Origin of the sequence: Sphingobacterium sp. SG20118 (assembly GCF_044740685.1) — a bacterium.
In the GTDB taxonomy this organism is placed as follows: domain Bacteria; phylum Bacteroidota; class Bacteroidia; order Sphingobacteriales; family Sphingobacteriaceae; genus Sphingobacterium.
The window spans coordinates 1,060,040-1,086,667 of record NZ_CP172826.1 but is presented as its reverse complement, the minus strand read 5'-3'; the positions used below and the strand labels follow the sequence as shown (position 1 = coordinate 1,086,667).

Annotated in this window: 19 protein-coding genes, 4 tRNA genes, 2 pseudogenes and 1 riboswitch; of the genes and pseudogenes, 17 read left to right on the top strand and 8 right to left on the bottom strand. The window is 37.5% G+C overall.

What is annotated here, in order from left to right:
* The 8 genes from ACFX5U_RS05025 to ACFX5U_RS04990 all read right to left on the bottom strand — a co-directional run bounded on the left by ACFX5U_RS05025 (position 1) and on the right by ACFX5U_RS04990 (position 14,780).
* The gene (locus ACFX5U_RS05025) at positions 1-930 is read right to left on the bottom strand and encodes a sugar phosphate isomerase/epimerase family protein (protein WP_400262669.1); all 930 of its coding nucleotides are present in this window, start codon (positions 928-930) and stop codon (positions 1-3) included.
* A complete protein-coding gene (locus ACFX5U_RS05020) occupies positions 927-2,702 on the bottom strand; it encodes a RagB/SusD family nutrient uptake outer membrane protein (protein WP_400262668.1) in 1,776 nt (591 codons plus the stop codon). The genes ACFX5U_RS05025 and ACFX5U_RS05020 overlap by 4 nt, the downstream gene beginning before the upstream one ends.
* Before the next feature lie 14 nt (positions 2,703-2,716).
* Positions 2,717-6,235 (bottom strand): SusC/RagA family TonB-linked outer membrane protein, encoded by a 3,519-nt coding sequence (locus ACFX5U_RS05015; protein ID WP_400262667.1) that lies wholly within the window; start codon positions 6,233-6,235, stop codon positions 2,717-2,719.
* A 171-nt stretch (positions 6,236-6,406) separates the two neighbouring features.
* The gene (locus tag ACFX5U_RS05010) at positions 6,407-7,576 is read right to left on the bottom strand and encodes a FecR family protein (protein ID WP_400262666.1); all 1,170 of its coding nucleotides are present in this window, start codon (positions 7,574-7,576) and stop codon (positions 6,407-6,409) included.
* 53 nt (positions 7,577-7,629) lie between these two features.
* Positions 7,630-8,199, bottom strand: a complete 570-nt coding sequence (locus ACFX5U_RS05005; RefSeq protein ID WP_400262665.1) for an RNA polymerase sigma-70 factor — start codon at positions 8,197-8,199, stop codon at positions 7,630-7,632.
* Positions 8,200-8,620: 421 nt separating this feature from the next.
* A complete protein-coding gene (locus tag ACFX5U_RS05000) occupies positions 8,621-10,369 on the bottom strand; it encodes a RagB/SusD family nutrient uptake outer membrane protein (protein WP_400262664.1) in 1,749 nt (582 codons plus the stop codon).
* Between the two features lie 12 nt (positions 10,370-10,381).
* Positions 10,382-13,621 carry a SusC/RagA family TonB-linked outer membrane protein gene (locus tag ACFX5U_RS04995; RefSeq protein WP_400262663.1) on the bottom strand — a complete coding sequence of 1,080 codons (3,240 nt, stop codon included), beginning with the start codon at positions 13,619-13,621 and terminating at the stop codon, positions 10,382-10,384.
* A gap of 16 nt (positions 13,622-13,637) precedes the next feature.
* Positions 13,638-14,780, bottom strand: coding sequence for an Sb-PDE family phosphodiesterase (locus ACFX5U_RS04990; protein WP_400262662.1), 1,143 nt, complete (start codon positions 14,778-14,780; stop codon positions 13,638-13,640).
* Between the two features lie 223 nt (positions 14,781-15,003).
* Positions 15,004-15,102: riboswitch (TPP riboswitch) on the top strand.
* Positions 15,103-15,167: 65 nt separating this feature from the next.
* On the opposite strand from ACFX5U_RS04990, the gene thiS reads away from it, so the two are divergent.
* The 17 genes and pseudogenes from thiS (at position 15,168) to ACFX5U_RS04905 (ending at position 26,619) form a co-directional block, all read left to right on the top strand.
* Positions 15,168-15,374 (top strand): sulfur carrier protein ThiS, encoded by a 207-nt coding sequence (gene thiS, locus ACFX5U_RS04985; protein WP_038696757.1) that lies wholly within the window; start codon positions 15,168-15,170, stop codon positions 15,372-15,374.
* A 27-nt stretch (positions 15,375-15,401) separates the two neighbouring features.
* Positions 15,402-15,602, top strand: a pseudogene (locus ACFX5U_RS04980) (phosphomethylpyrimidine synthase ThiC); the annotation flags it as partial.
* Positions 15,603-15,764: 162 nt separating this feature from the next.
* Positions 15,765-17,217, top strand: a pseudogene (gene thiC / locus ACFX5U_RS04975) (phosphomethylpyrimidine synthase ThiC).
* Positions 17,214-17,810 (top strand): thiamine phosphate synthase, encoded by a 597-nt coding sequence (locus ACFX5U_RS04970; RefSeq protein ID WP_400262661.1) that lies wholly within the window; start codon positions 17,214-17,216, stop codon positions 17,808-17,810. The pseudogene thiC and the gene ACFX5U_RS04970 overlap by 4 nt, the downstream one beginning before the upstream one ends.
* Complete coding sequence (locus ACFX5U_RS04965; protein ID WP_038696751.1) at positions 17,777-18,523, top strand: bifunctional hydroxymethylpyrimidine kinase/phosphomethylpyrimidine kinase; 747 nt, start codon at positions 17,777-17,779, stop codon at positions 18,521-18,523. Before ACFX5U_RS04970 ends, ACFX5U_RS04965 begins: the two co-directional genes overlap by 34 nt.
* Positions 18,513-19,139 (top strand): thiamine phosphate synthase, encoded by a 627-nt coding sequence (thiE, locus tag ACFX5U_RS04960; protein WP_400262660.1) that lies wholly within the window; start codon positions 18,513-18,515, stop codon positions 19,137-19,139. The genes ACFX5U_RS04965 and thiE overlap by 11 nt, the downstream gene beginning before the upstream one ends.
* The gene (locus ACFX5U_RS04955) at positions 19,127-19,897 is read left to right on the top strand and encodes a thiazole synthase (RefSeq protein WP_400262659.1); all 771 of its coding nucleotides are present in this window, start codon (positions 19,127-19,129) and stop codon (positions 19,895-19,897) included. The genes thiE and ACFX5U_RS04955 overlap by 13 nt, the downstream gene beginning before the upstream one ends.
* 9 nt (positions 19,898-19,906) lie before the next feature.
* Positions 19,907-21,025, top strand: a complete 1,119-nt coding sequence (gene thiH, locus ACFX5U_RS04950) for a 2-iminoacetate synthase ThiH (protein WP_038696745.1) — start codon at positions 19,907-19,909, stop codon at positions 21,023-21,025.
* 30 nt (positions 21,026-21,055) lie between these two features.
* Complete coding sequence (locus ACFX5U_RS04945; RefSeq protein WP_400262658.1) at positions 21,056-21,241, top strand: ThiF family adenylyltransferase; 186 nt, start codon at positions 21,056-21,058, stop codon at positions 21,239-21,241.
* Positions 21,159-21,767 (top strand): HesA/MoeB/ThiF family protein, encoded by a 609-nt coding sequence (locus ACFX5U_RS04940; protein WP_400262657.1) that lies wholly within the window; start codon positions 21,159-21,161, stop codon positions 21,765-21,767. The genes ACFX5U_RS04945 and ACFX5U_RS04940 overlap by 83 nt, the downstream gene beginning before the upstream one ends.
* Before the next feature lie 197 nt (positions 21,768-21,964).
* Positions 21,965-22,040, top strand: a tRNA-Gly gene (locus tag ACFX5U_RS04935).
* A 13-nt stretch (positions 22,041-22,053) separates the two neighbouring features.
* Positions 22,054-22,138: transfer RNA gene (locus ACFX5U_RS04930), tRNA-Leu, on the top strand.
* Between the two features lie 378 nt (positions 22,139-22,516).
* Positions 22,517-22,592 (top strand) — tRNA-Gly (locus ACFX5U_RS04925).
* Between the two features lie 14 nt (positions 22,593-22,606).
* Positions 22,607-22,691 (top strand) — tRNA-Leu (locus ACFX5U_RS04920).
* A gap of 134 nt (positions 22,692-22,825) precedes the next feature.
* Positions 22,826-23,542, top strand: a complete 717-nt coding sequence (locus ACFX5U_RS04915; protein WP_038696742.1) for a sensor histidine kinase — start codon at positions 22,826-22,828, stop codon at positions 23,540-23,542.
* A complete protein-coding gene (locus ACFX5U_RS04910; protein ID WP_400262656.1) occupies positions 23,535-24,245 on the top strand; it encodes a LytR/AlgR family response regulator transcription factor in 711 nt (236 codons plus the stop codon). Before ACFX5U_RS04915 ends, ACFX5U_RS04910 begins: the two co-directional genes overlap by 8 nt.
* A gap of 94 nt (positions 24,246-24,339) precedes the next feature.
* Positions 24,340-26,619: a cation:proton antiporter gene (locus ACFX5U_RS04905; RefSeq protein WP_400262655.1), complete on the top strand. Its 2,280-nt coding sequence runs from the start codon at positions 24,340-24,342 to the stop codon at positions 26,617-26,619.
* The last annotated feature ends 9 nt before the right edge of the window (positions 26,620-26,628 follow it).

Below are 26,628 nucleotides of genomic sequence, written 5' to 3'. Positions count from 1 at the left end.
CTAATTTTTTAGTAATGTATCGACATAGCGATCCTGTAGTAATTGATAGCAATCAACTAATTCGCGTTCGTCTTTAAACTTACATTCATACATAAATACTCCTTTATACCCGATATAATCCAAGGCTTTAAAAATTTCATTCCAATTATTTTTACCTAAACCATTGCAGGGTAAATAATGTGTTTCGGCAGTACCATCACCATCTGATACATGCAGGGTTTTCACACGTTTTCCAAATGCCAATAGCAGATTCTCAGACATTGCTATATGGCACATATCAACAGCTAATCCAACTTTCTTGGGAAAGCGCTTGAATAATTCTTGACATTCTTCGACTGTTCTTAATAAGGGACGTTCCCTATCACCGACCAATAGTGTGGGGCCTAACATATTTTCAACCACCATTTCTAAACGATGACGACGTATGACTTTGTACAACTCATTCACTGATTTTACTAACTGATCTTTCCGCTGCGAACGTCCCTGTTGATCTAGATAATAAGAGGGGTGAAACAAGATGATATTAGGTTCTGCTCGACGTAATATAGACAGTAAGTTGATCTGTGCATTGACGACATATTTTCGTTCGTCTTCATTAGCGAGGGAAAGATCAATTTGCTTTGAAAATGGCATATGAATAGACCACACTTTTATTCCTGTTTCATCCAGTATTCGTTTAATGCTGTCTATGCGAGCTGACCAATATTGTTCTGAAACTTTTATTGTCAAATCTTTATTCAAGAGGGCACCGATACCCGAAAGTTCGATATAATCAATCCCTAAAGATTTGGCATACTGCATTCGTTCCTTTGTGATTTTTTGAAAATCTAACGCATATCCGATTTTTCGGGGATGTCCTGTTAATTGACCAAATCCCAACTGAGGTAAGATCAACCAGAAGAAACAGATTTTTAAGATGATATTTCTCATTGCTCTGACCATTTTGGATTCTGTTTTAGATTCTTGTTTAAAAGTAGATCTTCAGTAGGAATCGGTGCAAAATAATCTTTGCTCTCATCAAATTGGCCTCCTTGCGGAAATGGATCAATATTACCTGAAGTAGCATTTTGTTGACCATTCAAGGGATTACGAAGGGTGCGCTGGGTGATATTGATCATAGAAGTAACCGACGAAGGTGCTGATGAAGTATTTCCGGTATGCACAAAAACATCTGCTATCGCATCGCCTGTAAAATCAAAAGATCCTGTTCCTGAAAAATAAATACCCACCATAGGTTGGGTAACCTTATTACCTTCTTTCCAACGCATAAGATCGTCCCACCGCAATCCCTCATTGAATAATTCGGCACGACGTTCTCTTCTGATTTCAAGAATCACTCCTTTAAATGCACTTTTAGAAACATTCGGATACATGCTTTCTAAAAAGGGATCGGGATCACCATTTGCCTGTATTAGATTTAAATTAGGCATCCCTACACGGGCTCTCAATTTATTAATAGAAAGATCTAAGTCTGTCTGACTAAGAGTTCCTAATTCGGCTTTAGCTTCAGCAAAAATTAATAGTGCCTCTGCATAACGAAACAAAATTATATCAAAAAATGCCCCAGAAGTCGTCCATTGACTGCGATCGGGTAAGGCCTTAATCAAGCGGTATCCCGTAGTCGTAATCGTCAGATTGACGGGTTCATTTTTTGCTTCTCCATTGACACGAAAATCAGGACCTGCGGTAGTTTGCACTAAACGAGGATCTCTATTTTGCATTTCTTGATAAAAGCCCATTGTTCTAAAATTGGTTTTATCCGTAAACCTTGAACCATCAGTCATTAAATAGCTTTCGACTAAATCTTTGGGCACACCATATGAACCTTGTGTCGCTGATGTAAAAGAAGATCCCAAAGAGTGCACTTTAATTCCTTGTTCATAGTCAACTGCTAATAGCGTTTCAATATTGTCTTGATGATTGCGAGCAAATAAATTACGGTAAGCTGCAGCAGCTCCTCCTTCAGTATATAAGGTATAAGCTCCCGAAGTGATCAACATTTGCGATGCTTCTGCTGCTAAGCTTAAATATACATCGGCACCTTCTAGACCATGGTATTTTCTAAATGTCCCCTCAAATAAAGCTACTCGCGCTTTCAGTAACATGGCTGTATAGCGTGTGATTAGATTCACTTGTTTCTCTGCTGGAATATTTTGAATCGCATAATCCAAATCAGCCATCACAGAATCCATAACGAGGGCTCTCGAATCACGCCCTTTATATAAATCTGGGTCAGCTGCTGTTAATACTTTACTATACCAAGGCACATCTCCAAATGTCTTTACCTTATCATAATAAAAATAAGCACGAAAGAAACGTGCTATTCCACTGAATTTGGCTTTAGCTTCTTCATCCTGAACTTTTTGATAATTGGCCAAGAAATAGTTGATCTTGCGAAGATTACTCCAGGACCACCCTCCTGTTCCACTACCTACTGGAACCAATCTATTGCCACGCACTCGCGCATGTGGATTCAAAGGAACTAAATTATCAGAAGCAGCATCTTCTGTATAATTATCAGTGCCGGGAAGCATGGAATAAAAATCATTTGTAGCCACTTCTAGATCCTTGGCTGTATTAAAGAAAAATGGCGCTTCGACTTGATCTTCAGAAGCCCGATTTAGAAAATCCTTGTTACAAGACATGAACAAGCCTGTAATAACAAGGGTATAAACATATATATTTTTTATAGATATTTTCATGATATGCTAATTTTTTATAGACTCAATATTACACCAAAGGAATACGTTTTACCCATCGGGTAAGCACGTTGATCTCCGCGATCATCAGCGGTAGCTGGTAAAGAATAATTGACCGCAGCACCTGCTTGTTCAGGATCAATATATTTTGTCAACTTACCAAAACTCCAGGTAAACATGTTCTCACCAGAGAAAAATAAACGTAATTTATCAATCTTAGCTTTCCGAGTCCATTCTTGTGGCAGCGTATAACCAAGGCTAAAATTTTTGACCCTTAGAAATCCGACATTCGTTAAATAATAATCATTTATTTCATACAAGGAACGACCACTTTGGAGTGATGAATACCCTCTGTAAATCTGTGGATAAGTGTTTTCTTTTTGATCTGGGGTCCAAGCGTTATCGATTAAATCTTTACGGATGAAAGAAAGATAAGGTCTTTGATAACTTCCCCAATAAAGTTCTCCTGTAGGGTACCAATCTTGTTTAGCAACTCCTGCTACTGCAATAGACATATCAATATTTCTCCATTTTGCATTCAAATTAAGGCCAAATGGAAATCTTGGCATCGCATTTCCGATACGCTCCAAATCTCCGTGATCATTCAACGTGTTGTTTCCATTATCAATTCTGCCATCCCCATTCACATCTAAATATTTGATATCTCCAGCACGTAAATGATTCCACTGACTATTCTGCATCACACTCAAAATATCGTTATAAACTTTAGCAAGGGATGTAGATGGAGTCGCAAATGAGTTTTGGTAAGCTAAGGCTTCATCATCCGATTGGAATTGTCCGTCAACACGATAACCCCATATCTCACCCAATTGCTGACCTTCATAATATGAGTTTAACAAGCCATTGGGATTATTAAATTTTGTAATTATAGCTTTGAAATTGGATACATTGGCAGTAACGTTAAAATTTAAAGGAGAGCCTGCTACATCAAATTTATGTTGATAACTAATACCTAGTTCAAACCCCTCATTGCGCAAAGCTGCATAGTTTTCTTTAGGCTCATTTGCTCCAAATACCGCTGGTAAGGGTTCTCCAGGTAAATACATACCTTCAACATTCTTGCGATACCAATCTACATTTACAAAAAGTTTATTTTTAATCAAACCCAGATCAACTCCTAAATTTACACTTTTGGTCGTTTCCCAAGTTACGACACTTGGTAATGGTGCTGGCATTTGTGCTACAGTCAACATATTACCTTGATTCAACCAACTATTATTCCTTTGCACATTCATCAATTCCTTGAATGTATTTACATCTACAGTTTGATTACCCAATTTCCCATAAGATCCTCTCAACTTTATTGATGGGACATACATTTTGATATTTTGCCAAAAGGTTTCTTTATCAACTTGCCATCCTGCAGACACTGAAGGGAAAAATCCCCAACGGCTATCTGTAGGAAAACGTGATGAACCATCATAACGTGAATTGATTTCAATCAAATATTTTTCATCATAATTATAATTAAGTCGACCAAAAAAACCACGTACTGCCCAATTGGTGGCTGAGCCGGAAATACTATTCATCGTCGTCGCTAAAGCAAGGTTGGATAAATCTTCGACTAATAAATCATCCGCAACAGCCGCAATTCGATCTCTATCAAATTCTTCTTGATTAAAACCTGCAAGCAATTTGAAATGATGTTTATCGGCTAAAGATTTGCTGTAGGTGGCAAATAAATTGAGCGCATTATATTTATCTTTCCATCGATATTCGGTTAATCTATTAATCCCAACCGTTTGGGGGGTTAATTTATTACCAGCTAAATAACTAAAAGGATTTAAGCGAAAATTTCTACTTGTATTTTCAATACGATTGCTGTAATCAAAATTAATTTGCAATCCTTTGAGCGGCTTGGCAACTACACGAAATGTGTTTGTAAATTCCTCATTATTAAACAAACGCCAAGATTTACCTGATTCTAAACCTGCATTACCACCTTGACCTCCAGAACCTGTACCGATATCAGTAGGTATACCATTGACAAAATTGGGGTAAAATGGCATTAAGTTATACCAGGTAGTAGTACTCCAAAGGCCACCAAAACCATTTGAAAACCCACCATAATCTTTGTCTTCTTCATTAATAAATTGGATATTGTTAGAAACTTCTAACCAATCATAGGGTTTAAAAACTAAGTTAGTCTTCAAATTTTGACGATCCATTCCCGCATCTTTATTGATATTATTGATACTTGCTCGATTATATATTCTTCCCGATACATAACCCCTAAGCTTATCTGTACCACCAGAAATTGAAATATTATGAAAATTGGACGTCTGGTATTTACGGAAAAGATAATCCCACCAATCTGTTTTATAAAAAAACTTGTTCGTTCCATCAGCCTGCAATTCATGAAAAGGTGCAATCTCACCTTTCGAAACCATTTTAATAGCTTCCCAATCCATGTCATTATACTGGCTATAACTTGTACCATTATAACCAAATAAAGCAGCATCTACGGTTTTAGCATAAACATAGGGATCAGTAACATAGTCCGTTCTTGCTGTTGGAGTAGTCCATCCATAATTGTTTGAATATGTAATAGAGGTAGTACCTGATTTGCCTGTCTTAGTTGTTATCAATATAACCCCAAAGGCACCACGTGCACCATAGATAGCTGATGAAGCTGCATCTTTCAATACAGTTACTGACTCAATATCATTGGGATTGACACGAGTAATATTTCCCTCAATACCATCTATCAAAACTAGAGGACTTCCACCATTTATAGAATTAAACCCACGAACATTGATATCTGGAGTTTCTGAAGGGTCTCCATTATTCATCTGGATATTAAGGCCTGGTAATAGTCCTTGAAGGGAATTGGCTATATTGGCGTCAGGTCTAAGGGCGATATCCTCTGCATTAATCTGGGCAACTGATCCAGTTAGATTCGCTTTTTTTTGAACCCCATAACCAACCACTACAACTTCATTAAGATTGCTGATTTTACTTTCTAAGCGAATAGTCAATTTCTCAGTAATGTTAAAATCAACTTCTTGCTCTTCGTGCCCCAAGGCGGAAATTAAAACCCTTCCTTCATTTTGTAAAACTGGAATAACGAATGTTCCGTCTGCTTTTGATGCTGTTGCGATATTACTATGTAATAGACGAATCGATGCCCCCACCAAAGGTACTCCGTCTCCGTTTAACACCAGCCCCTGCAATTGTTTCTGCATTTGCTTTGCACCTGATTCATTCGAAGATAATTCGCTCGCTTTTTTTATAAGTACGGTATTATTCTGCACGATATATAATAACCCTCGCGGATTAAGACAGGCATCTAATACTTTTTTAAGGTCTTCATTTTTAACATGAAGATCTATTTTGTCAACATGTTCTAACTGGCTGCTGTTATATAGAAAATCTAAATTGGTTTGTTCCTGAATTTTGGCAAGAACATCTGCAAGTTCTGCCTTCGAAACTGATAAAGTAACTTTCTGTGCATAGGTCGTGGCACCTGCTTGCAAGAAAACTCCAAGAAGCAAAAATGAAATAATTTTCATCATAAGGATACACTTAAGCAATCGTCGTCTCTTCCGCACGATTGCAGTAATATTTTTATACATTTGAATAGGTATTTGGTTTTAATAATTTTATATAAAACTGATTATAGCTCCAGGTACTATTAAAGAGGGAATGTTGGCGCATTCTCTCTTTTCCTGAATTGATATTCTGAATTACTTCATAACGATTACCCTCCCTTCTTGAATATCAAATCGTAAATCCGAAATTTGTTCTATTCCATCTAAAACATCTTTTAATTTTTTAGAGCGTTTTAGACTCCCTGTAAATTTATCACTTGAATGAAAACGTATATCCACATCTTCAATTGGATACCATTTAGCTAAATCAATCATAATTTTTTGGATGGATTCATTCTTAAATCTAAAATAGCCTTCTTTCCATGCTAGAACTGTTCGTATATCAACCGTTTTTTCTACCACAATACTATTTTTGCTATCAACTACTGCCTGCTGACCAGGGGTTATTTGCTTATGTTTGCTGTTAGCTGACACATCAACCATCCCCGAGATCAAAGTCGTTTTTACAGCATTATCTGTCACATATGCTGACAGGTTAAATTTGGTTCCCAATACAGCTACTTTCGTATTTTTTGCGCTTACAACAAAAGGTAAATCTTTATTATGGGCGACTTCAAAAAAAGCTTCACCATCAAGTTCTAATTGTCTCTCAGTACGACCAAATGAGGCATACAAATCCATACTTGAACTTGAATTAAGATAAACGATAGAGCTATCAGGAAGCAACAAACGCATTGTAGTACCTTTTGGAGCAGAAAAATGATGTTTATCTTGAGGTTTAAAGTGTGACTTGGAGATATCCTGATTCATAGCAATAGTACCATCCAAAAGACGCACAAATGCAAGACCTTTATAACGAATGGTATCTTTTAAATTTTCATCCAACAGCATTTGTTTTCCATCTGCAAGCGTAATCATGGCTTCTTGATAGGGCAATTGTATATCTGTTATTGTAATATTTTGAGCAGCTCCTATTTGTGTGATTTTCTTAGTTTGCGTATATCTGATAATAAAAAATGAGAACAAACTCACTAATACTACACTTGCAGCGACCTTACCTAAAAAGACATATCTCAACATATTAGGTTTTGCTTTAGCCTTAGCACTCACTTCAATAATATGATCAAAAATCCTATCTTTATCAAAATTATTGTCAATAACAGGCTTTATCTGGTCATCTACAATGTCTCCAAAATTATGTTCATCCATCTGCTGGAAATATCCATCCAGCTCTTGACTTTCTTGTTCATCAAGACTGTTTGCCAAATATTTGGCAAAGAGAAAACTAAATCTATTTTTATCCAATGTTGTACATCTATATACTATGTACACCAAACTAGCGAGATACGACTAGTTGACTAGCAAAAAAATATTAAAATAAATAAAATATAATCACAATTAGCTTGAACTAAGCTTTTCCTTAGACTTTTAAGTGCTTGACTTATATGATTTTTAACGGTATTTGGAGAAATACCCATCTCTTGTGCAATTTGATTATGACTGTACCCTTCTACTCTACTCAAATTTAAAGCTTTCTTTTGTTGTTCAGGAAGGTTATTTATTGATCGTTGAAGCTTGCGTTCAAGATCCTTGACATCGATTTTTTGTTCTATATCATTTATTGGTTCGAAATCGATTTGATTTAAATACCGGTCCGCAATCCGGAAATCTCTTAATCGATTAAAACATAATCGTTTCGCTGACAAATAAATAAGTGCCCAAATATTTTTTTCAAGATCAATCTGTTCACGATTAATCCAAACACGTAAAAAACAATCTTGAACAATCTCTTCTGCGGCTTCTTTATCCTTTAATATTTTGTAAGATATATCAAAAATTAATGGCGAAAAATTTTCATATAGCAATTTAAAAGCAAATTTATCACCCTGTTTAATATTAATTAATACTTCAATTGATATATTATCCATGATTCCCGCAAAAGCTATTGATTATTTAGATTTATAATTAAAGATACTGTACAAAAATCTAATTTTCAAATCCTTTCCAAAATTAGAAAATGTAATGTTAATAGAATATTAAATAATAATATTAGCTAAAGCATGTGAATAGAATTGAATGACCTCCTCCCAAAAAACTGGAGCATTTAAAAGTAGAGAATTCGGGATTGAATTACTAATTTTAAATAGGAGGAAAATATAATACCTTCAGACCCCATAACTGTTTAGGGGATTTAACACCTGAAATGTTTATTGAAAATCAGGTCAAAACAGCAAATTTTTCTACTTTAGAATACTCCTGAAATTGGGAGGACGTCACTCTTGTTAGCAAAGAGACATAAAGAAAACGAGAACTTAATTTCCCATTTTCTTTATGTTTCATTCCTATTTTTTATTTCCAACCAGGGTTTTGTACTAAATTATCATTTAACACGATATCATTATTCGATATCGGTTTATAATATTTTTTATCACTAAATTCCCGTTCTTCATCAGATCGCCAAATGATATGACCTTTGGTTCCTTCCGATAATTTTGCTGCAGAACCATCTACGACATAATAAACGACTCCTGCCGTTGTTTTTGCAGGAATAGTCTTTACAAAACACACATCAGGAGTTTTATTACCATCTAAATCCATTTCGAGATCAAGTGCTGGAACATAAATCCCTTTCCAATCCATCTCCAATAATTTACCCTTTTTCCAACGCAATAAATCATCATAACGTAAACCCTCATATACTAACTCAATACCACGTTCTCTACGTACTTCCAATAAGTATTTATCTGATATCTCTGGAAAATAAACCGTTTTCAGATACTGATCCGCTACAGCTGGTTCTTGTGCATTGATACCTGCACGTGTACGTAAAGCACCAATTGTCTGTTTCCATATCTCTGGATCCATCGGCCCTAACTCGGCTTTCGCCTCTGCATAATTCAATAAAATTTCAGCATAACGCATCATCGTAATGGAATTATACCCTTCTGCAACTCCATCAAGACGTTTATCATCTAAACTAAATTTATGGATATGATAACCCGTGAATGTATAACCAAAATTTGGTGGGGCAGCAGAACCATCAGAACGCTTATATCCTATTGAGCGGACAGTCTGTTCTAACCGTGGATCACGGTCTTTCATTTCATCTACAAATAGTATTTGATCATAATTGACCTTATCCGTAAAACGTGTTCCATCAGTATTTAAATAAGTATTTACAAATTGTTTATTTAAACCCCAGCGCGCTCCATAAGTTGCTGAATTAAACTTCCAGGTAATCTCATGCCATCTCTTTATCGAATTATTAAAGACATTGGCCCACATAACCTCTGTACTAACCGGATTTTCACTTGTAAACAGTGTTCTATAGTCACTAGATGGATTCCCCGTTGAATACAACGCATATTGGCTTCCCTTCATAATTTCCTCTGAAGCTGCAGCTGATGCTGTCAACCATTGGTTCGCTGTATTCCGTAGCTTTAAATCCTCATGGTATTTCCTAAAAGTTCCTTCAAAGAGGCAAATACGAGATTTCAAACCTAAGGCTACCCATTTGGTTATCATCGAAGCACTATTGTCCTTTGCAGGACGAATATTTGCAACTGCGAAATCCAGATCTGCTAATACCGAATCCATCACCATTGCTCTCGGATCACGCGGCTTATAGAGGTCTGCATCTGTAGTTGTCAAGGTTTTTGAATACCAAGGCACATCACCAAAATCTTTGACCATCTCATAATAAAAATAGGCTCTAAAAAAACGAGCTACACCAGCATAATGATTTCTAGCTTCTTCTGAAATATTAGGGTTATTATACTTTTCAAGAAAATAATTAACATTTCTAAGTTTTGTCCAACTCCAAGAGCCCTGATCTACTGACGAAAAATTCCCCGCAATAAAAGTCGGTGAATTATTCTTGGAGGTATAGTCACCCATTTCATCCGCTTGAACAATACTCAAGCCTGTAGGAATAAAGTCTTGATAGAAAGAATTAGAAAATAAAGCTAAATCAGCTTCCGTAGTAAAATATGAATTTGGAACAAGCTTATCAAAAGGCTCTTTATCTAAGAACTCTTTACTACAAGAAGTCGTAAATAAACCGACAAGTAATAATAAAATTATATTTTTAGTCTTCATGACAATCACGTATTAAAAAGTTAAGTTTAGACCAATAGTAGTCGTTTTTAACATTGGGTAAGCATACCCTTGTCCCGATCCATTCGTCAATTCGCCAATAGGGGTTTCCATTACTTCGGGATCGAAGTTCTCCGAATGTTTGAATAGTCCTGAAAAAGTAAATAAATTCTGCGCTGACATATAAATTTGAGCATTTGAAATCTTCAAACGATTGACCCAACTTTTCGGAAGGGTATAATCTACTGTCAATGTTTTCAATCGCAAGTAAGAAACATCTTGTAAGTAACGTGTCTGCGGAGCGCCTAAAGAACGGTCAGCCCCAAGAGCTGTATAGCCACGGTAGCGAGGGAAATAACCATCTGTATTTTCTTCAGTCCAGATATCATTCATCATTTTCTCTGGTTGATATCCATAAGGTCTATTATAAGGTCCCCAGAATAAACCTGCCTCAGAAGCAAAATACCAATCACGTTTTCCAATCCCTTGGAAAAATGCAGAAAGTCCAAAACCGTTCCAGTTTCCTGAAAGTGTAAATCCGTATTGATATCGGGGTTCATTATTTCCAATAATTTTACGGTCACCTGGGTTCTCCAAGGTTTTATCACCTTGATTAATGACACCATCACCATTCAAATCGGCAAATTTAAGATCGCCTGGTAACCAGATATTATTATTTGAGTTTTTAATAAAACTCTGATTTGCATGATTTTTAACATCATCTAGCGAAGTAAAGAATCCTTCTGTCTCATATCCCCAGATTTCCCCTACCTGCTGCCCTACATAATAAGTACTCAAGAGATTGTTCGGGTTATTAAATCGTTCAATTGTAGATTTACTATCCCAAAGTGAACCATTTATTCCCCAATTAAAAGGTTTTCCTCCCAACTCAAACTGGCTGTTAAAATTAGCGGTCAACTCCCATCCCTTTGTCGACATATCGGCATAATTTCCATAAGGAACTGTAGCACCAAAAACATTTGGTAATGGCTGCCCTACGGTAAACATATCGTAAGTATTCCGGTTGTACCAATCAAAAGTGAAGTTTAGACTATTGTTGAAAAATCCAACATCTGCTCCGATATTAAAAGTGGTCGAACGTTCCCATGTCAATCCATCTGGAATTACTCCTGGTAACCTCGTATAACTTGTCTGCACACCATTGAGGACCACAGAAGTTTTACTCACGTTCATCTGTTCTAAGTAACGATATGGATCAACATTTCCATTACCCAAAGAACCATAAGAAGCACGGAATTTTAAATTATTAACGACCGCTTTAACCGGTGCAAAGAACTTCTCCTGCGACAGCACCCAACCTGCTGATATGGAAGGAAAAAAACCAAAACGTTGATTTTCAGGAAATTTTGACGAACCGTCGTAACGACCATTCAACTCGATCAGATATTTATTATCATACGCATAGTTAAATCGGTAAAATAAACCCAAATATGCCCATTCTTTACCACCTCCTGTAATATTATAATTCAACCCATCCATCAAATTGAAGTCAGGTTTACTCTCCAAAAGAATACCGTCACGCTGAGCACGTAACGCCTTTGTGGTTGAAGATTCGACATTATAACCCACTAAGCCATTAAAATCATGCTTATCATTAAACGTCTTCACATAATTCGCTGTAATATTCCCAGCCAAATAGCGGGTGTTTTCATTCCATTCGCGCAACATGCTACGCCCAAATCGAGCCATTTCACCTGGAGCATTACTATAATTCAAATAATTATTCGTGCGCGTTTCATTTTCCCAAGTTCTTGAATAAGTAAAATCACCTTTCACAGTCAGATCCGCAATAGGTTTGATAATTACACCTGCAGTATTACGCAAATAGGTGTTATTTAAATCCGACTTATTGTTCCCTTCCATGTAAGAAGCAACCCCTGTATATACAGCTGTATGCGTATACGTTCCATCAGGATTTTTCATAACTGCCATGGGGTAACCTTGATGCTCAAATTGTCTCCAGATATTGCCATCACCATCAGCAAACATGGGGTAGCGATAATCATAGGTACTGATCTCTGTATTATTTTGAAAAGTTAACCAATCGTTGATCTTAACCTCTCCCTTCCCACGCATGTTATATTTATTAAACTTGTCTGGATTATATTTAAAAATACCATCCTGATGGTAATACCGACCAGACAATAAATATGAAGCCTTTTCACCTCCGCCAGAAATACTCAATGCTTGCTCAGTTGCTGGCATGACATCTTTATAGATTTCGTTATACCAATCTGTATTTCCGAAATATTCATATCTGTTTTTTGCTTCATTAAAAACCACATCCTCACCAGTTGGATTTTCATTATGTTGCTTTAAAGCCTCAAGGTATTCAAGGGAAAAAGGGTAAATATTATTAACCGAAATTGGTGTAGATTTATAATCATACCAAGCGTTGAAGCCATCATTAAAATTCTTAGCCCATTCATAGCCATTCGTAACCAATTTTGGTTCTACGGTACGTTTATTAAAAGAATAACTTGTATTAAAATCAATTTTTGTCTTTCCTTTAACTGGTGCTTTAGTCGTAATCAAAACCACCCCAAACGCCGCTCTAGAGCCATAAATAGCTGCCGAAGAGGCATCTTTCAGAACCGTTACAGATGCGATATCATTTGGGTTAACCATATTTGCATCACCTTCGACCCCATCAATAAGGACTAAAGCAGCACCACCAGCACCAATAGATGTGGTCCCACGAACATTAAAAGTTGCACCCCGTGTAGGGCTACCATCTACCATCTTAAGATTTAAGTTTGGAAGCGTACCTTGCAACATGCGTGAAAGATTTGGTGCAGGTCTATTTTCCAGCACTTCTGAAGTAATCTGAGAAACAGCTCCTGTTAAATTTGATTTTTTTTGTGTCCCGTAACCAACGACCACAACTTCTTCCAAATCGTTTTTATTATCTAAAGTGATTACAATTTGCTGATTAGGTTCAATCTGAAAATCCTTAGTAGAGAACCCTACACAGGAAACTGTCAACGTAAACGACTTTGTTTGCGATACGGAGAAATCAAACTCACCACGATCATTTGTTGCAATCACATTTGTCGTCCCTTTAATCGCCACAGTAGCGCCAGAAATAGCATTCCCACGTCCATCAACGACCTTTCCGGTCACTTTCCCTTGTTCTTGCAAGAGCACCGTTTCAATAGCAAAACTAGACCTCGCTTGCAAATTATTAGCAAAAGAAATCCCTGCCAATAGAAATATTGGTATAAATTTATTCATGATTTAATAGGGGAAATTACAGGCTTAATTTAATTTGAAGATGCTTATCACTTCGAACATATGTTGATACTACTTCATAAGTTAAAGCACTTTGACCAGCAGAAGCCGTCAAGACCTGTGTCGATTCAGGGTATAAAGTCAGTTTTTGCGTCGCATTACCATCCTTAAGCTCTAACTCAAAATATAAATCACTATTGTTTGTTAATTCATAATAATTTACATCACCTTTTTTCGCAGAAGCAGTCTTATGGTATGCAGGACTTAGAGAAACACATGCATGAAATAAATCGCGAACATGCTCTTCCTTACCAAAAAGATAATTGCTAGACCAAGCTATCGTACGACCTTGCTCCAAAGCCTCTCGGATAGATGCGGCAGAACGGTCTTTGGACATCACTAAAGTCATCGTACGGTGTACACCAGCTCGGGAGATATCATAATCATGCGCAATGAGATTGTGGACATCCGTATTTCCGATAACCGTAAGGTTACGGTCTAAAGCCCAGTCTAAAGCCTTTTTATGAAAACCAAAACCATTGACAACTTCAATACCATTTAACTTCTTTTCGGCATACATTTTCTCAACAAATGGAACCCAATCGTAAGAGCCTTTGATCGTAGTGGCCTTCCATCCTGGGTGATTCCAGAAAATAAATGCATTCTGATCTACAGCTGCCTGAATAGCCTTTTCATCCAAACTCGGCGAGTTGTCAACTACAAGGTTTTTATCATCTTGAATGAATAAAGCATTAAAATGTCCTGGAGGCGTACCTCGTGTGATTTCTGTACCCTTGATAAGTAAAATATTACTCTCGGCAGCTATATTTTTCGCCAATTCATAAGATCTCAAATTACCTGGTTTCACATCTTCTTTATGTGGTGTATACTCGACATGTTCGGTAAAAGAAATTGCATCCAGTCCTTCCTTCCAAGCTTCTTGCACACGAACATTAGGCCAAACATGTCCATCTGTAAAAACAGTATGCATATGAAAGTCACATTTTAACACTTGATAATTATTAACATTTGGAATATTAATAACTTCTCTTTTCTTAGGGTTTCTAAATTCATTTAACTGTACTACAGTATCGTCTTGTTGCGCGAATACCGACGAAGAAGCTACAGCTATCAAAGCAAATAAACTTGATTTCTTTTTCATTATAGGTAGATTTTAAAATTCCTCAAATGTAGACCTTCATTTTAACACACATATTAACAGGCTATTACTATTGTATTAACAAAGATTTGATTATCCCATTAATTGTTAATACAGATTTAATTTTCACTACATAATCAGGAACTCGGTTACTACCATATCCAAGATGAAAACGGTGATTACTTTTTCCTTCTTTTCGTTTATTAGAATATTTTCCCTAGTTTAGTGAAAACTTTAGGGGTGTCTGCAAGATTTGCAGGCTGAGATTTTACCCTTAGAACCTGATCCGGATCATACTGGCGTAGGGAAAAGTAAGATGTCTTCATTGTGCATATACCTGCATAACTGTGGCCATTCCTAAAGTTTTTTACATTAAAAAAATTAAAAGGAATGGAACTCACAATCAACCACCAACAACGTTTTTTCGCACAGCCTCCCTCCTCTTTGGAAGGATTGATGCTTTTGGAATTTCCAGAAAAAAGCAAGGGCATTGCTGTAGCCCTAAACAACCAAGTTATTCCTAAAAAAGCTTGGTCTACCACCCAACTAAAAAATCAAGACACAATTCTCATTATCACTGCAACACAAGGCGGATAAATACACTTATACCTAAAATATACCATTATGTTAGAACAGAACATTACCCAGACTCCTTTTCCAAATTCGAAAAAGGTCTATATCTCAGGACAACTTTTTCCAATTCGAGTTGCCATGCGTGAAATCACGTTAAGTCCAACCAAATTGAGCAAAGGTGGTGTAGAAATCAATCCACCAGTCACTATTTATGATACATCAGGTCCTTATACAGATGATCATGCACAAATCGATATTCGAAAAGGGTTACCTCGAACGCGGGAAAATTGGATATTGGATAGAAATGATGTTCAGATTTTACCCCAGATCAGTTCGGACTACGGTAAAGAAAGATTAGCAGATATCGAATTGGATCAACTTCGTTTTGAATACAGCCATAAACCTAAAAAAGCATTGGATGGCAAAAATGTTAGCCAATTGCATTATGCCAGAAAGGGAATCATAACGCCCGAAATGGAGTATGTAGCCATCCGTGAAAACCAGCGTATTGAACAGATACAGGCTGCAACAAAAGGTATGGAACATCAACATGCTGGACACAGTTTTGGAGCTCGTACACCAAAAAAATCTATTACACCAGAGTTTGTCCGTGAGGAAATTGCGGCTGGTAGAGCCATCATCCCAAATAACATCAACCACCCAGAAAGTGAACCGATGATCATCGGACGAAATTTCTTGGTTAAAATCAATGCCAATATTGGCAATAGCGCAGTTACTTCCAGTATTGAAGAAGAGGTAGACAAAGCGGTATGGGCTTGTCGTTGGGGTGCTGATACGATTATGGACCTTTCAACGGGTAAAAATATTCATGAAACACGTGAATGGATTATCCGCAATTCGCCAGTTCCAATCGGAACAGTTTCCCATCTATCAAGCTTTAGAAAAAGTAAAAGGTGTAGCGGAAGATCTTACTTGGGAAATATTTAGGGATACCTTAATCGAACAGGCCGAACAAGGAGTCTCCTACTTCACCATACATGCGGGTGTTCTTTTACGTTATATCCATTTAACAGCACAGCGTGTTACCGGCATTGTATCTCGTGGGGGTTCTATCATGGCAAAATGGTGTTTGTTTCATCATAAAGAAAATTTCCTATACACTCATTTTGAAGACATCTGTCAGATTATGAAACAGTACGATGTTGCTTTTTCGTTAGGTGATGGACTTCGCCCGGGCTCTATTGCCGATGCCAATGATGCTGCACAATTTGCTGAATTGGAGACTTTAGGTGAATTAACGAAAATTGCTTGGAAACATGATGTACAGGTCATGATTGAAGGACCTGGCCACGTACCGATGCATATGATCAAGGAGAATATGGACAAACAACTGGAAGTATGTGATGAGGCTCCATTCTATACATTAGGTCCATTGACGACAGATATTGCTCCTGGTTATGACCATATCACATCGGCTATAGGTGCTGCTATGATCGGTTGGTTTGGTTGTGCCATGTTATGTTATGTGACTCCCAAAGAACACCTGGGTCTACCCAATAGAAAAGATGTGAAAGATGGTGTGATCACCTATAAATTGGCCGCGCATGCTGCCGATCTTGCTAAAGGCCATCCTGGTGCTCAATATCGTGACAATGCCTTGAGCAAAGCAAGATTTGAATTCCGTTGGGAAGACCAGTTCAATCTTTCTTTAGACCCAGATACCGCACGAGAATTTCATGATGAGACACTACCTGCAGATGGCGCTAAAGTAGCACACTTCTGTTCCATGTGCGGTCCTAAATTCTGCTCTATGAAGATTACGCAAGAGATTCGTGATGCTGCCGAACAAGGAATGATGGACATGTCCAAAGAATTTATAGAACAAGGTAAAGAATTGTATTTATGATCATTGTGATCACTGCAGAACAGCATGTATATCATGAATCGTACTGGATAAATCTGATGTTTGAGGCCGGATTGAAATTATTGCACATCAGAAAATATGCCTTCTCGGATAAGGAAATGTCCCTATTTGTACAGGAAATTGCTCTTCCTTACCGAAATCGCCTTGTCTTGCATAGTCATCATCATCTTGCTGAAGACTTGGGGATAAACAGGCTACATTTCAACGAAAATGATCGAAAGTCAAATAAACAGGACCAATACGATCAGGATATCATCCGGTCGACATCTGTTCATAGCATCGACGATTTCAATACGCTGGATAGCCAGTGGTCTTATGCTCTGTTCAGTCCTATGTTTTCAAGTATTTCGAAGCCTAATCATGGAAAAACTGATTCAGTGAAGCACGAACTGGCGTCTCGAAACAACCTGCAAGTCCAATTAATTGGACTTGCAGGTATCCATGCCGAAAACATGGGGACACTATATGAGGCTGGCGTAGATGGTGTGGCGCTACTGGGTACAATCTGGAAAAATGAACAACCTTTAATCAGTTTAAAAAAATGCCTACAGAAAGACCTTACGTACTCAGCATAGCTGGATTTGATCCCTGCGGAGGTGCAGGGGTACTTGCAGATAGCAAAACAATGGAACAGCTACATGTTCAGGGTATGGCTGTATTAACTGCCAATACCTTACAATCTGCTGATAAACTTTTCCAATTGGAATGGTTTGCGCTGCATGATATATTATTTGCTATCGAAACACTTCTTGTCAAATATCCGATAACAGTAGTTAAGATCGGCATTATACCCAATCCATCATTTTTGGTAAAAATAGTATACGCCATCCGAAAGCATTGTAAAGATGCGTTTATCATTTGGGATCCTGTCATCAGCAGTACTTCTGGTTTTAATTTTTTCAATCTACAGCCCTGTACTGGTTTTCCAGCTATCCTGAATCAACTCCAATTGATAACGCCCAACCAGTTTGAATATGAATATTTTCAGGAAAATGGGCTACTCGACTTCATTCAAACGACGCAAGTTGCCATCTTGCAAAAAGGAGGACATCAACGCGAGTTTAAAGGAACAGATATCTTACATACACAAAACCAACAATTTCACTTGCCTCCATCGGGAACACAGGTTTGGGAGAAGCATGGTTCTGGATGTGTATTGTCGTCTGCAATCGCAGCTTATATAGCCTTAGGTCATGATTTAAGGACAGCGTGCCGCTTGGGGAAAATTTATGTCGAACAATTTTTAAATAGTCATGACAGCTTACTCGGTCAACACCATGTTCAGTAAAATTCAATATATATCGCAAGGGAAAACCGCCATAGAGCAGGAAAAAAACATTAACAACGTGCTCAAGTATGGTGCCGATTGGATTCAACTTCGTTGGAAACAAGGCGATGAAGTACAATTATTAGCCTTAGCAATTCGGGTGCAAAAAAAATGCATACAGTACGGTGCTACCCTAATCATCAATGATCATATTGGCATTGCCAAAACGATTGATGCTGACGGCGTCCATTTGGGGTTAACGGATACAAGCATACAGAAAGCTCGGGAATTGCTTGGCCCAGACAAAATTATCGGTGGTACAGCCAATAACTTGACTGACGTAAAACAACGCATCGTAGAAAATTGCGATTATATCGGTCTTGGGCCATTGCGCTTCACGACAACCAAAGAAAAACTAAGTCCAATTTTAGGCCTTAATGGATACCAACAGATCATGCAACAATTAAAAAATGAGGTCATTACCTACCCGCCTATTTATGCCATAGGTGGTATCTCGCAAGAGGATATTATACAACTACAGGAAGCTGGATTGTATGGGGTAGCTGTTTCTAGTCTACTATCCGAACAACCTGACCTCATTCAAGAACTCAAAAACAAACTACAATGGACAATTTAATAATAGCCGATCGTATATTCCAATCCAGACTTTTCTTAGGAACAGGGAAGTTTGGTCATCTCAACCAAATGCATGATGCTATTAAAGCGTCTGGATCTGAGTTGGTGACGATGGCTCTAAAACGTTTAGATCATCAATCTTCTTCGGACACATTTTTAGAGGCTTTACAAATTCCTCATGTACACTTATTACCCAATACTTCTGGTGTTCGTAATGCAAAAGAAGCCATTTTAGCGGCACAGCTTGCGCGTGAAGCCTTGGAAACAGATTGGATAAAACTGGAAATTCATCCAGATTCCCGTTACCTCATGCCTGATCCAATTGAAACGTTGCTCGCCACTGAACAACTCGCAAAACTGGGTTTTATCGTACTTCCATATATACATGCCGACCCCGTTCTATGTAAAAGACTCGAAGATGTCGGAACAGCTGCAGTGATGCCTTTAGCTGCGCCAATTGGGAGTAATAAAGGTTTGCGCACGTTGGATTTCTTAGAAATGATCATTGCCCAAAGTCATGTTCCGGTGATTATTGATGCCGGTATTGGTGCACCTTCGGATGCTGCGAAAGCGATGGAAATTGGTGCGGATGCGGTATTGGTCAACACCGCCATTGCGTCAGCGCAATATCCCATACAGATGGCCGAAGCATTTAAAGAAGCCGTAATAGCGGGTCGAAAAGCTTTTCAAGCGGGTCTGGGCGTATCGGAAAATCGGGCTATAGCATCCAGTCCTTTAACCTCATTTTTAATTGATTAAAATATAACTATGCAAGCTTTTCAGGAACTATTTGCGCAATATGAATGGCAAGATATCAAGCGAAAGATATATAACACAACAGTTGAGGATGTAAGAAGAAGCCTACATAAGGAAAAAAGAAACCTAAACGATTTCCTCACTTTCTTATCTCCTGCAGCAGCGACCGAATTGGAAAAAATGGCACAGATGACGCAGCGTATAACGCAGCAAAGATTTGGTAAAACCATTCAATTGTATGCACCATTATACCTGAGTAATGAATGTCAGAATATCTGTACTTATTGCGGGTTTAGTATGGACAATAAGATCAAGCGAAAGACACTTTCAAACGGCGAATTACTGCTGGAAGCCATGGCATTGAAAGCAATGGGTATCAGCCACGTTCTATTGGTCAGTGGCGAGGCCAATAAAACGGTAGATATCAATTACTTCAGAAATGCCATCACCTTATTGAAACCCCATTTTTCTCAAATATCAATTGAGGTACAACCTTTACAATTGGAAGAATATCACATCTTACAAGAAGAGGGTGTCCATGCTGTGTTAGTATATCAAGAAACCTACCATCAAGAAGTATATAAAACATACCATCCGAAAGGCAAGAAATCAAATTTTGAATATCGTTTGGATACACCCGACCGGATCGGTCAAGCGGGTATCCATAAAATCGGATTAGGGGTTCTTTTAGGCCTTGAAGACTGGCGGGTGGACAGCTTTTTCAATGCATTACATATTGATTACTTAGAAAAACACTATTGGCGCACAAAATATTCAGTTTCGTTTCCAAGATTACGTCCGGCTGAAGGAGTGTCAACACCAAATTTTATTATGGAAGACCGCGATCTACTCCAATTGATCTGCGCATATCGGCTATGGAATGAGCATTTGGAAATTTCCATATCAACACGTGAACGTGAAAAATTTAGAGACCATATTATTCCAATCGGTGTCACGAGTATGAGTGCCGCTTCCAAAACTAACCCAGGTGGTTATGTTGTGGACCCACAATCGCTCGAGCAATTTGAAATCAGCGATGAACGTAGTATGGAAACCATGCAGGATGTCATTAGACAAGCTGGGTATGACCCTATCATGAAAGATTGGGAGGTAAGTTATTCTGGAAATTAATATCAAATAAAACGAAAAATTCATTTATATATGCAACCACACGATGCTTTTGATCGGTATTCCCGTCAAATCTTCATTAACGAAATTGGCATTGAAGGGCAGCAAAAAATAATGGCTGCGAAAGTCTTGGTTATTGGGGCTGGAGGACTGGGTTTCACCAGTACTTCAGTATCTGGCAGCTGCAGGAGTTGGCAATTTAGGGATTATAGATTTTGATCATGTAGAAATCCATAATCTTAATCGACAGATTATCCACAATGAAAAACGGGTACAGCAGGAAAAAGTATATAGTGCATCGACATTTATCCAAGAGCTGAATTCATCTGTCAACATCGATTGCCTATTTATAAAAATAAACATTGAGAATGCAGAATCTATTATTCAAGATTATGACATCGTTGTAGATGGTTCCGATAATTTCAATACGCGGTACATCGTCAATGATGCCTGTGTTCGAACAAACAAAGTATTGGTTTATGGTAGTATTTTCGCCTTTGAAGGGCAAATGGCTGTTTTCAATTATAAGGGGAGTAAACAACTTCGGGATTTATATCCCGAGGCACCTCGTCCGGAAGATGCCCCTACTTGTGAACAATATGGGGTATTGGGTCCGCTCCCAGGTATCATCGGTAGTATGATGGCCATGCAGGTTCTGAAAATCATAACCGAACTTCCGGTCGATAGCAACAAGCTTACGCTTGTCGATGCGTACCACTGGCGGTTCAATACGATTAGTTTTTAGCTTTAATAAAGAAAAACTACCCTACGATAATCGTAGCTCTTACTTAGCTGTACCGCAAATTGAGCACAATTCACGTGTAATTGTACTAGATTTCTGATATCTTAAAAATTATCTCGCTTCATTTGAGGGAATTACGTTTTAACAGTAAAAAAACATTTTGTAGTATCTATAATCTGCCTATATTTGCAGTATCAAAAGCGAAAATAGCTCAGCTGGTAGAGCACAACCTTGCCAAGGTTGGGGTCGCGAGTTCGAATCTCGTTTTTCGCTCCACTAAATACACCTTGCCTAGGTGGTGGAACTGGTAGACACGCAGGACTTAAAATCCTGTTTCCGTTAAGGAAGTGCGGGTTCGATTCCCGCCCTAGGTACAAAAAAGCTCATCCAAAAGATGAGCTTTTTTGTTTTAATGCTGTTATCGATATTAATATTAATTTTTCTTTACTATTAATGAATAGCTATAGCGCATAACATAGCGAAATCAAAAGTATTCATGATCCCCTACTTCAATACTCCCTCTATACGCAACATGAGATAATAAAATGCACTATTTCGGTTATAAATGAATTCTTAATGGTAGAGAAACCAGTAATGTTGAAGCATTCATGAATATCCTACAAAACAAATATACTTAGTCTGAGGGGATTACATCGAATATATAAAAAAGTGCTTATTTAAATTTTGAATTTTGAAAAATCGCCGTATATTTGCATCACCAAAACAGAAAACAACTGTTGACTGTTAACAATGCGAAAGTAGCTCAGCTGGTAGAGCACAACCTTGCCAAGGTTGGGGTCGCGAGTTCGAATCTCGTCTTTCGCTCCACATTAATATCACCTGCCTAGGTGGTGGAACTGGTAGACACGCAGGACTTAAAATCCTGTTTCCGTTAAGGAAGTGCGGGTTCGATTCCCGCCCTAGGTACAAGAAAGCTCATCCAAAAGATGAGCTTTTCTTGTTTAAGAATAACTGATTAAATCTGCGTTTTCACAAAAGAGCAACCCTAAAAGCACCAAGTCTTTTTAGAAAATTGCTATATTAGAATAAAATAGAATAGTATGTCCCCTTTTTATTATTGTTTATTGATTATCGGAATTATAGCTGCTATCCTATTAATTGGCTATCTCTATTGGAAAACGCGTAACTTAAAACGTCAAAACGAGTTATTGATAAGACAGAGTCGTGAAATCAGCAGTGTCGCATTTCCAGATGAATCAATTGATTATAAATTAGATCCACATTTGCTAAAAAATGCATTAAATGCAATCCAATCACACGCTTACCAAAGTTATCATGCACTAGACAAACTATCCAATGTATTGGATTACATTCTTTACGAAACAGATGGAAAATTTGTCAAACTGAAAGATGAGATTGCATTCGCTCAGAACCTGATTGAGATCAATAAACTTAAAATAAGTCCACTATTTGACCTTCACATTCGTAAAAAAATCAGTCCTGAAGCCGGGGAATTGTTTATCGCTCCGTTTATGACCATCAATCCAATAGAAAATGCATTTAAACATGCTGATGTTCAAAATGAAAACAGCTTCATTTCAGTTGTATTTGAAGTGATGGATGATCAATTTATCCTCATCGTATCTAACCGAATTCAACCTAAACAGTTTACAACGTCAAACTTAGGGGGATTGGGTAATAAAACCTTTGCTCAGCGATTGAAAAAAATATATGGTTCTGATTATCATCTTAACACAGAGCAAAAAGAAGGTATCTATACGGTAACGGTAAAAATAAAATTATACAAAAATGATTAAATGTATCCTATTGGATGATGAACTTCCTTCCCTGAGCTACCTGCAAGCGGTATGTCAAGATTTTAAGGGTGTTGAAATCGTCAAAAGTTTCAATAATCCCTATAAATTTTTAGAACAGAGCAACAACCTAGATTTCAACACTTGTATTCTCGATATCCATATGCCTGGTATGAATGGTCTCGATATAGCAAAGCGATTACCCGATAAAGCGATTATATTTTCAACAGCTTACAAAGAGTATGCAGCTGATGCATTTGATTTACATGCTGTCGATTATTTACGTAAACCTTATCAAGCGGATAGATTACAGATTGCTTTCGATAAAGCCGTAAAATGGCTCCAATTTTTTGAAGAATCAAGCTTGGATATAATCGAGTTGAATAGTAACCAAGGTAAAACTAGGATTAACGCAGCTCTAATTTCTTATATTGAGGTTGCTGATCACGATAGAAGGGATAAATATATAAATATGACAGACGGACAGCATATTCTAGCAAAAAACATAAGTCTCGAAGAGCTTATAACGCTTCTTCCTACAGGAAAATTCTGTCAAATTAATCGGCGAAATGTCGTTTCATTAGCTGCGGTGACTTCCTATACCGCACAATATGTCATCTGTAAAATAAAGGGTGTACCTCCAGAGGTACAACTTATTCTCTCTTCACCATACAAAGCCCATTTTATGAGTAGCCTGACTGTTTAGTACATTTTTATCTTCGTTCGGTACAAAATTTACGAATTAAGTTTGTAGAGAATCTTTTAGCGGTTATACTTGTTGCTTACAAGCAGACAAAAATATGTTAAAAGGCAAGTATAGATCCACTTTTTTTTACCTGATAATTTTAATCTTAGGGATATCCTTAGGTTATTTTATTGTACAGCAAGGAACACTCTTCGAAATCCGAACTGATATCAATAATCAAACCCCTGCACATTCTGCTTGGTCTCATTTTATAAATCACCTAAAGGAAAATCTCTCCTACCCTTTAGCTATCCTGATGTTGCAGATAATAACCATCATATTTGTAGCCCGAATTTTTGGAATCTTATTAAAAAAAATAGGACAACCTTCGGTAATTGGGGAAATTGTAGCCGGTATTGCACTAGGTCCATCTCTCTTAGGAAATTATTTTCCAGAACTATCCTTATTCCTTTTTCCTGCGAGTTCACTAGGTAATTTGGGGGTGCTCAGCCAAATAGGACTTGTACTTTTTATGTTCGTGGTAGGCATGGAGTTAGATCTAAAAATCTTAAAAAACAAAGCGCAAGATGCCATTGTTATCAGTCATGTTAGTATTATTTTTCCCTTTCTACTTGGAATGGGTTTAGCGTATGTTATCTTTCAGTCCACCGCGCCGGAAGGTATTTCATTTTTATCTTATGCCTTATTTATCGGGATATCCATGAGTATCACTGCTTTTCCTGTATTGGCAAGAATAGTACAGGAAAGAGGTATGAGCAAGACTCGTTTAGGATCAATCGCCATCACATGTGCAGCCGCTGACGACATCACAGCATGGTGTCTTTTGGCAGCTGTGATTGCGGTAGTAAAAGCGGGATCTGTTGTGAGTGCAATTTATACGATTGCTTTTGCTGTAGCTTATGTGCTAGTGATGGTTCGACTTGTGAAACCATTTCTACAACGTATCGGCGATCTTCATACTACTAAAGAACGATTGGGAAAATCTATTGTAGGCGTATTTTTTCTCACATTACTCATCTCTTCATGGACCTCGGAAGTCATTGGCATACATGCTCTATTCGGAGCTTTTATGGCTGGTGTGATCATGCCTACTAACACGAGTTTTAGAAGCATCTTCATTGAAAAAGTTGAAGACGTTGCACAGGTGCTTCTTCTGCCATTGTTTTTTGTATACACAGGCCTTCGTACACAGATTGGATTACTTAATGAAGCTGAACATTGGCAAACCTGTTTCTGGGTAGTTACCATTGCCGTAGTCGGTAAATTTATTGGAAGTGCTTTATCAGCGAGATTTGTCGGCCAAAATTGGCACAGTAGTCTAACCATCGGAGCTTTAATGAATACAAGGGGATTAATGGAATTGATTGCTCTGAATATTGGATATGACCTTGGAGTGCTTACCGATGAAATGTTCGCGATATTAGTATTGATGGCCCTGATCACAACATTTATGACAGGCCCTGCATTGGACCTCATCAATAAGTTTTTTAAACCCGAAATTGAAAATAATGCAGACCTTATTTCTAAAAAGAATAAATACAACATTTTGATTTCATTTGGTAATCCAAATTCTGGGAAAACTCTTTTACGTATAGCAAATATGCTAACAAAAAAATCGCAGGAAAACAGTACGGTAACAGCTTTACACCTCTCCATTGGAAATGAATTGAACACTTATAACTCGATAGAATACGAAAGGGATAATTTCTCCTTATTAAATGATGAAAGTGAAAAATTAGATCAGCCCTATACCGCAATTTTTAGAGGAACTGACAACATCAACGAAGATATAGCTAAAATGGCTAACGAAGAAGATTTCGACCTATTGTTAACGGGTATTGGTCAATCGGTCTATGAGGGATCAGTACTTGGTAGTATTATTGGTTTTACAAGTAAAGTCGTAAATCCAGAAAGATTATTAGGTTCTTTAACTGGTAAAGAAAACTTATTTAATCACAGTGGTTTTGAAGATAATACCACTGCACTTTTAAAATCGATTGAAATTCCATGTGGGATTTTGGTAGATAAAGGTCTCCCCAAAATAGTTAAAAATATACTTGTACCCATCAAATCGGTTAGTGACAGCTTTATTTTAATTTACGTACATAAATTAGTCCAAAACAGTGCCGTAAATATCACCTTCTTAGACGATGATCATATTATTAAAAATTCGGTAGAGCTTAAAGAGGCAATTCGTTCGCTAGACTATGCCGCACCGAATCATATTACTGTAATTGATGAAGTTAACACGCATACTATAGACTACGCACAATTCGACATCATGCTCATCAGTTTCGTGGCGTGGAAACAAATTTCTTTTGAAAAAGAACAATGGACAAAGATAATACCCAGTACTTTGATTTTAAAACCTTAATATTTAATG

Coding starts and splice junctions, on each gene's coding strand:
- thiH (WP_038696745.1), top strand. CDS start 19,907: ATGCAAGCTTTTCAGGAACTATTTGCGCAATATGAATGGCAAGATATC.
- ACFX5U_RS05025 (WP_400262669.1), bottom strand. CDS start 930: ATGAGAAATATCATCTTAAAAATCTGTTTCTTCTGGTTGATCTTACCT.
- ACFX5U_RS05015 (WP_400262667.1), bottom strand. CDS start 6,235: ATGATGAAAATTATTTCATTTTTGCTTCTTGGAGTTTTCTTGCAAGCA.
- ACFX5U_RS04970 (WP_400262661.1), top strand. CDS start 17,214: ATGATCATTGTGATCACTGCAGAACAGCATGTATATCATGAATCGTAC.
- ACFX5U_RS05005 (WP_400262665.1), bottom strand. CDS start 8,199: ATGGATAATATATCAATTGAAGTATTAATTAATATTAAACAGGGTGAT.
- ACFX5U_RS04910 (WP_400262656.1), top strand. CDS start 23,535: ATGATTAAATGTATCCTATTGGATGATGAACTTCCTTCCCTGAGCTAC.
- ACFX5U_RS04955 (WP_400262659.1), top strand. CDS start 19,127: ATGGACAATTTAATAATAGCCGATCGTATATTCCAATCCAGACTTTTC.
- ACFX5U_RS04915 (WP_038696742.1), top strand. CDS start 22,826: ATGTCCCCTTTTTATTATTGTTTATTGATTATCGGAATTATAGCTGCT.
- ACFX5U_RS05020 (WP_400262668.1), bottom strand. CDS start 2,702: ATGAAAATATCTATAAAAAATATATATGTTTATACCCTTGTTATTACA.
- ACFX5U_RS05000 (WP_400262664.1), bottom strand. CDS start 10,369: ATGAAGACTAAAAATATAATTTTATTATTACTTGTCGGTTTATTTACG.
- thiE (WP_400262660.1), top strand. CDS start 18,513: ATGTTCAGTAAAATTCAATATATATCGCAAGGGAAAACCGCCATAGAG.
- ACFX5U_RS04995 (WP_400262663.1), bottom strand. CDS start 13,621: ATGAATAAATTTATACCAATATTTCTATTGGCAGGGATTTCTTTTGCT.
- ACFX5U_RS04990 (WP_400262662.1), bottom strand. CDS start 14,780: ATGAAAAAGAAATCAAGTTTATTTGCTTTGATAGCTGTAGCTTCTTCG.
- ACFX5U_RS04965 (WP_038696751.1), top strand. CDS start 17,777: ATGCCTACAGAAAGACCTTACGTACTCAGCATAGCTGGATTTGATCCC.
- ACFX5U_RS04945 (WP_400262658.1), top strand. CDS start 21,056: ATGCAACCACACGATGCTTTTGATCGGTATTCCCGTCAAATCTTCATT.
- thiS (WP_038696757.1), top strand. CDS start 15,168: ATGGAACTCACAATCAACCACCAACAACGTTTTTTCGCACAGCCTCCC.
- ACFX5U_RS04905 (WP_400262655.1), top strand. CDS start 24,340: ATGTTAAAAGGCAAGTATAGATCCACTTTTTTTTACCTGATAATTTTA.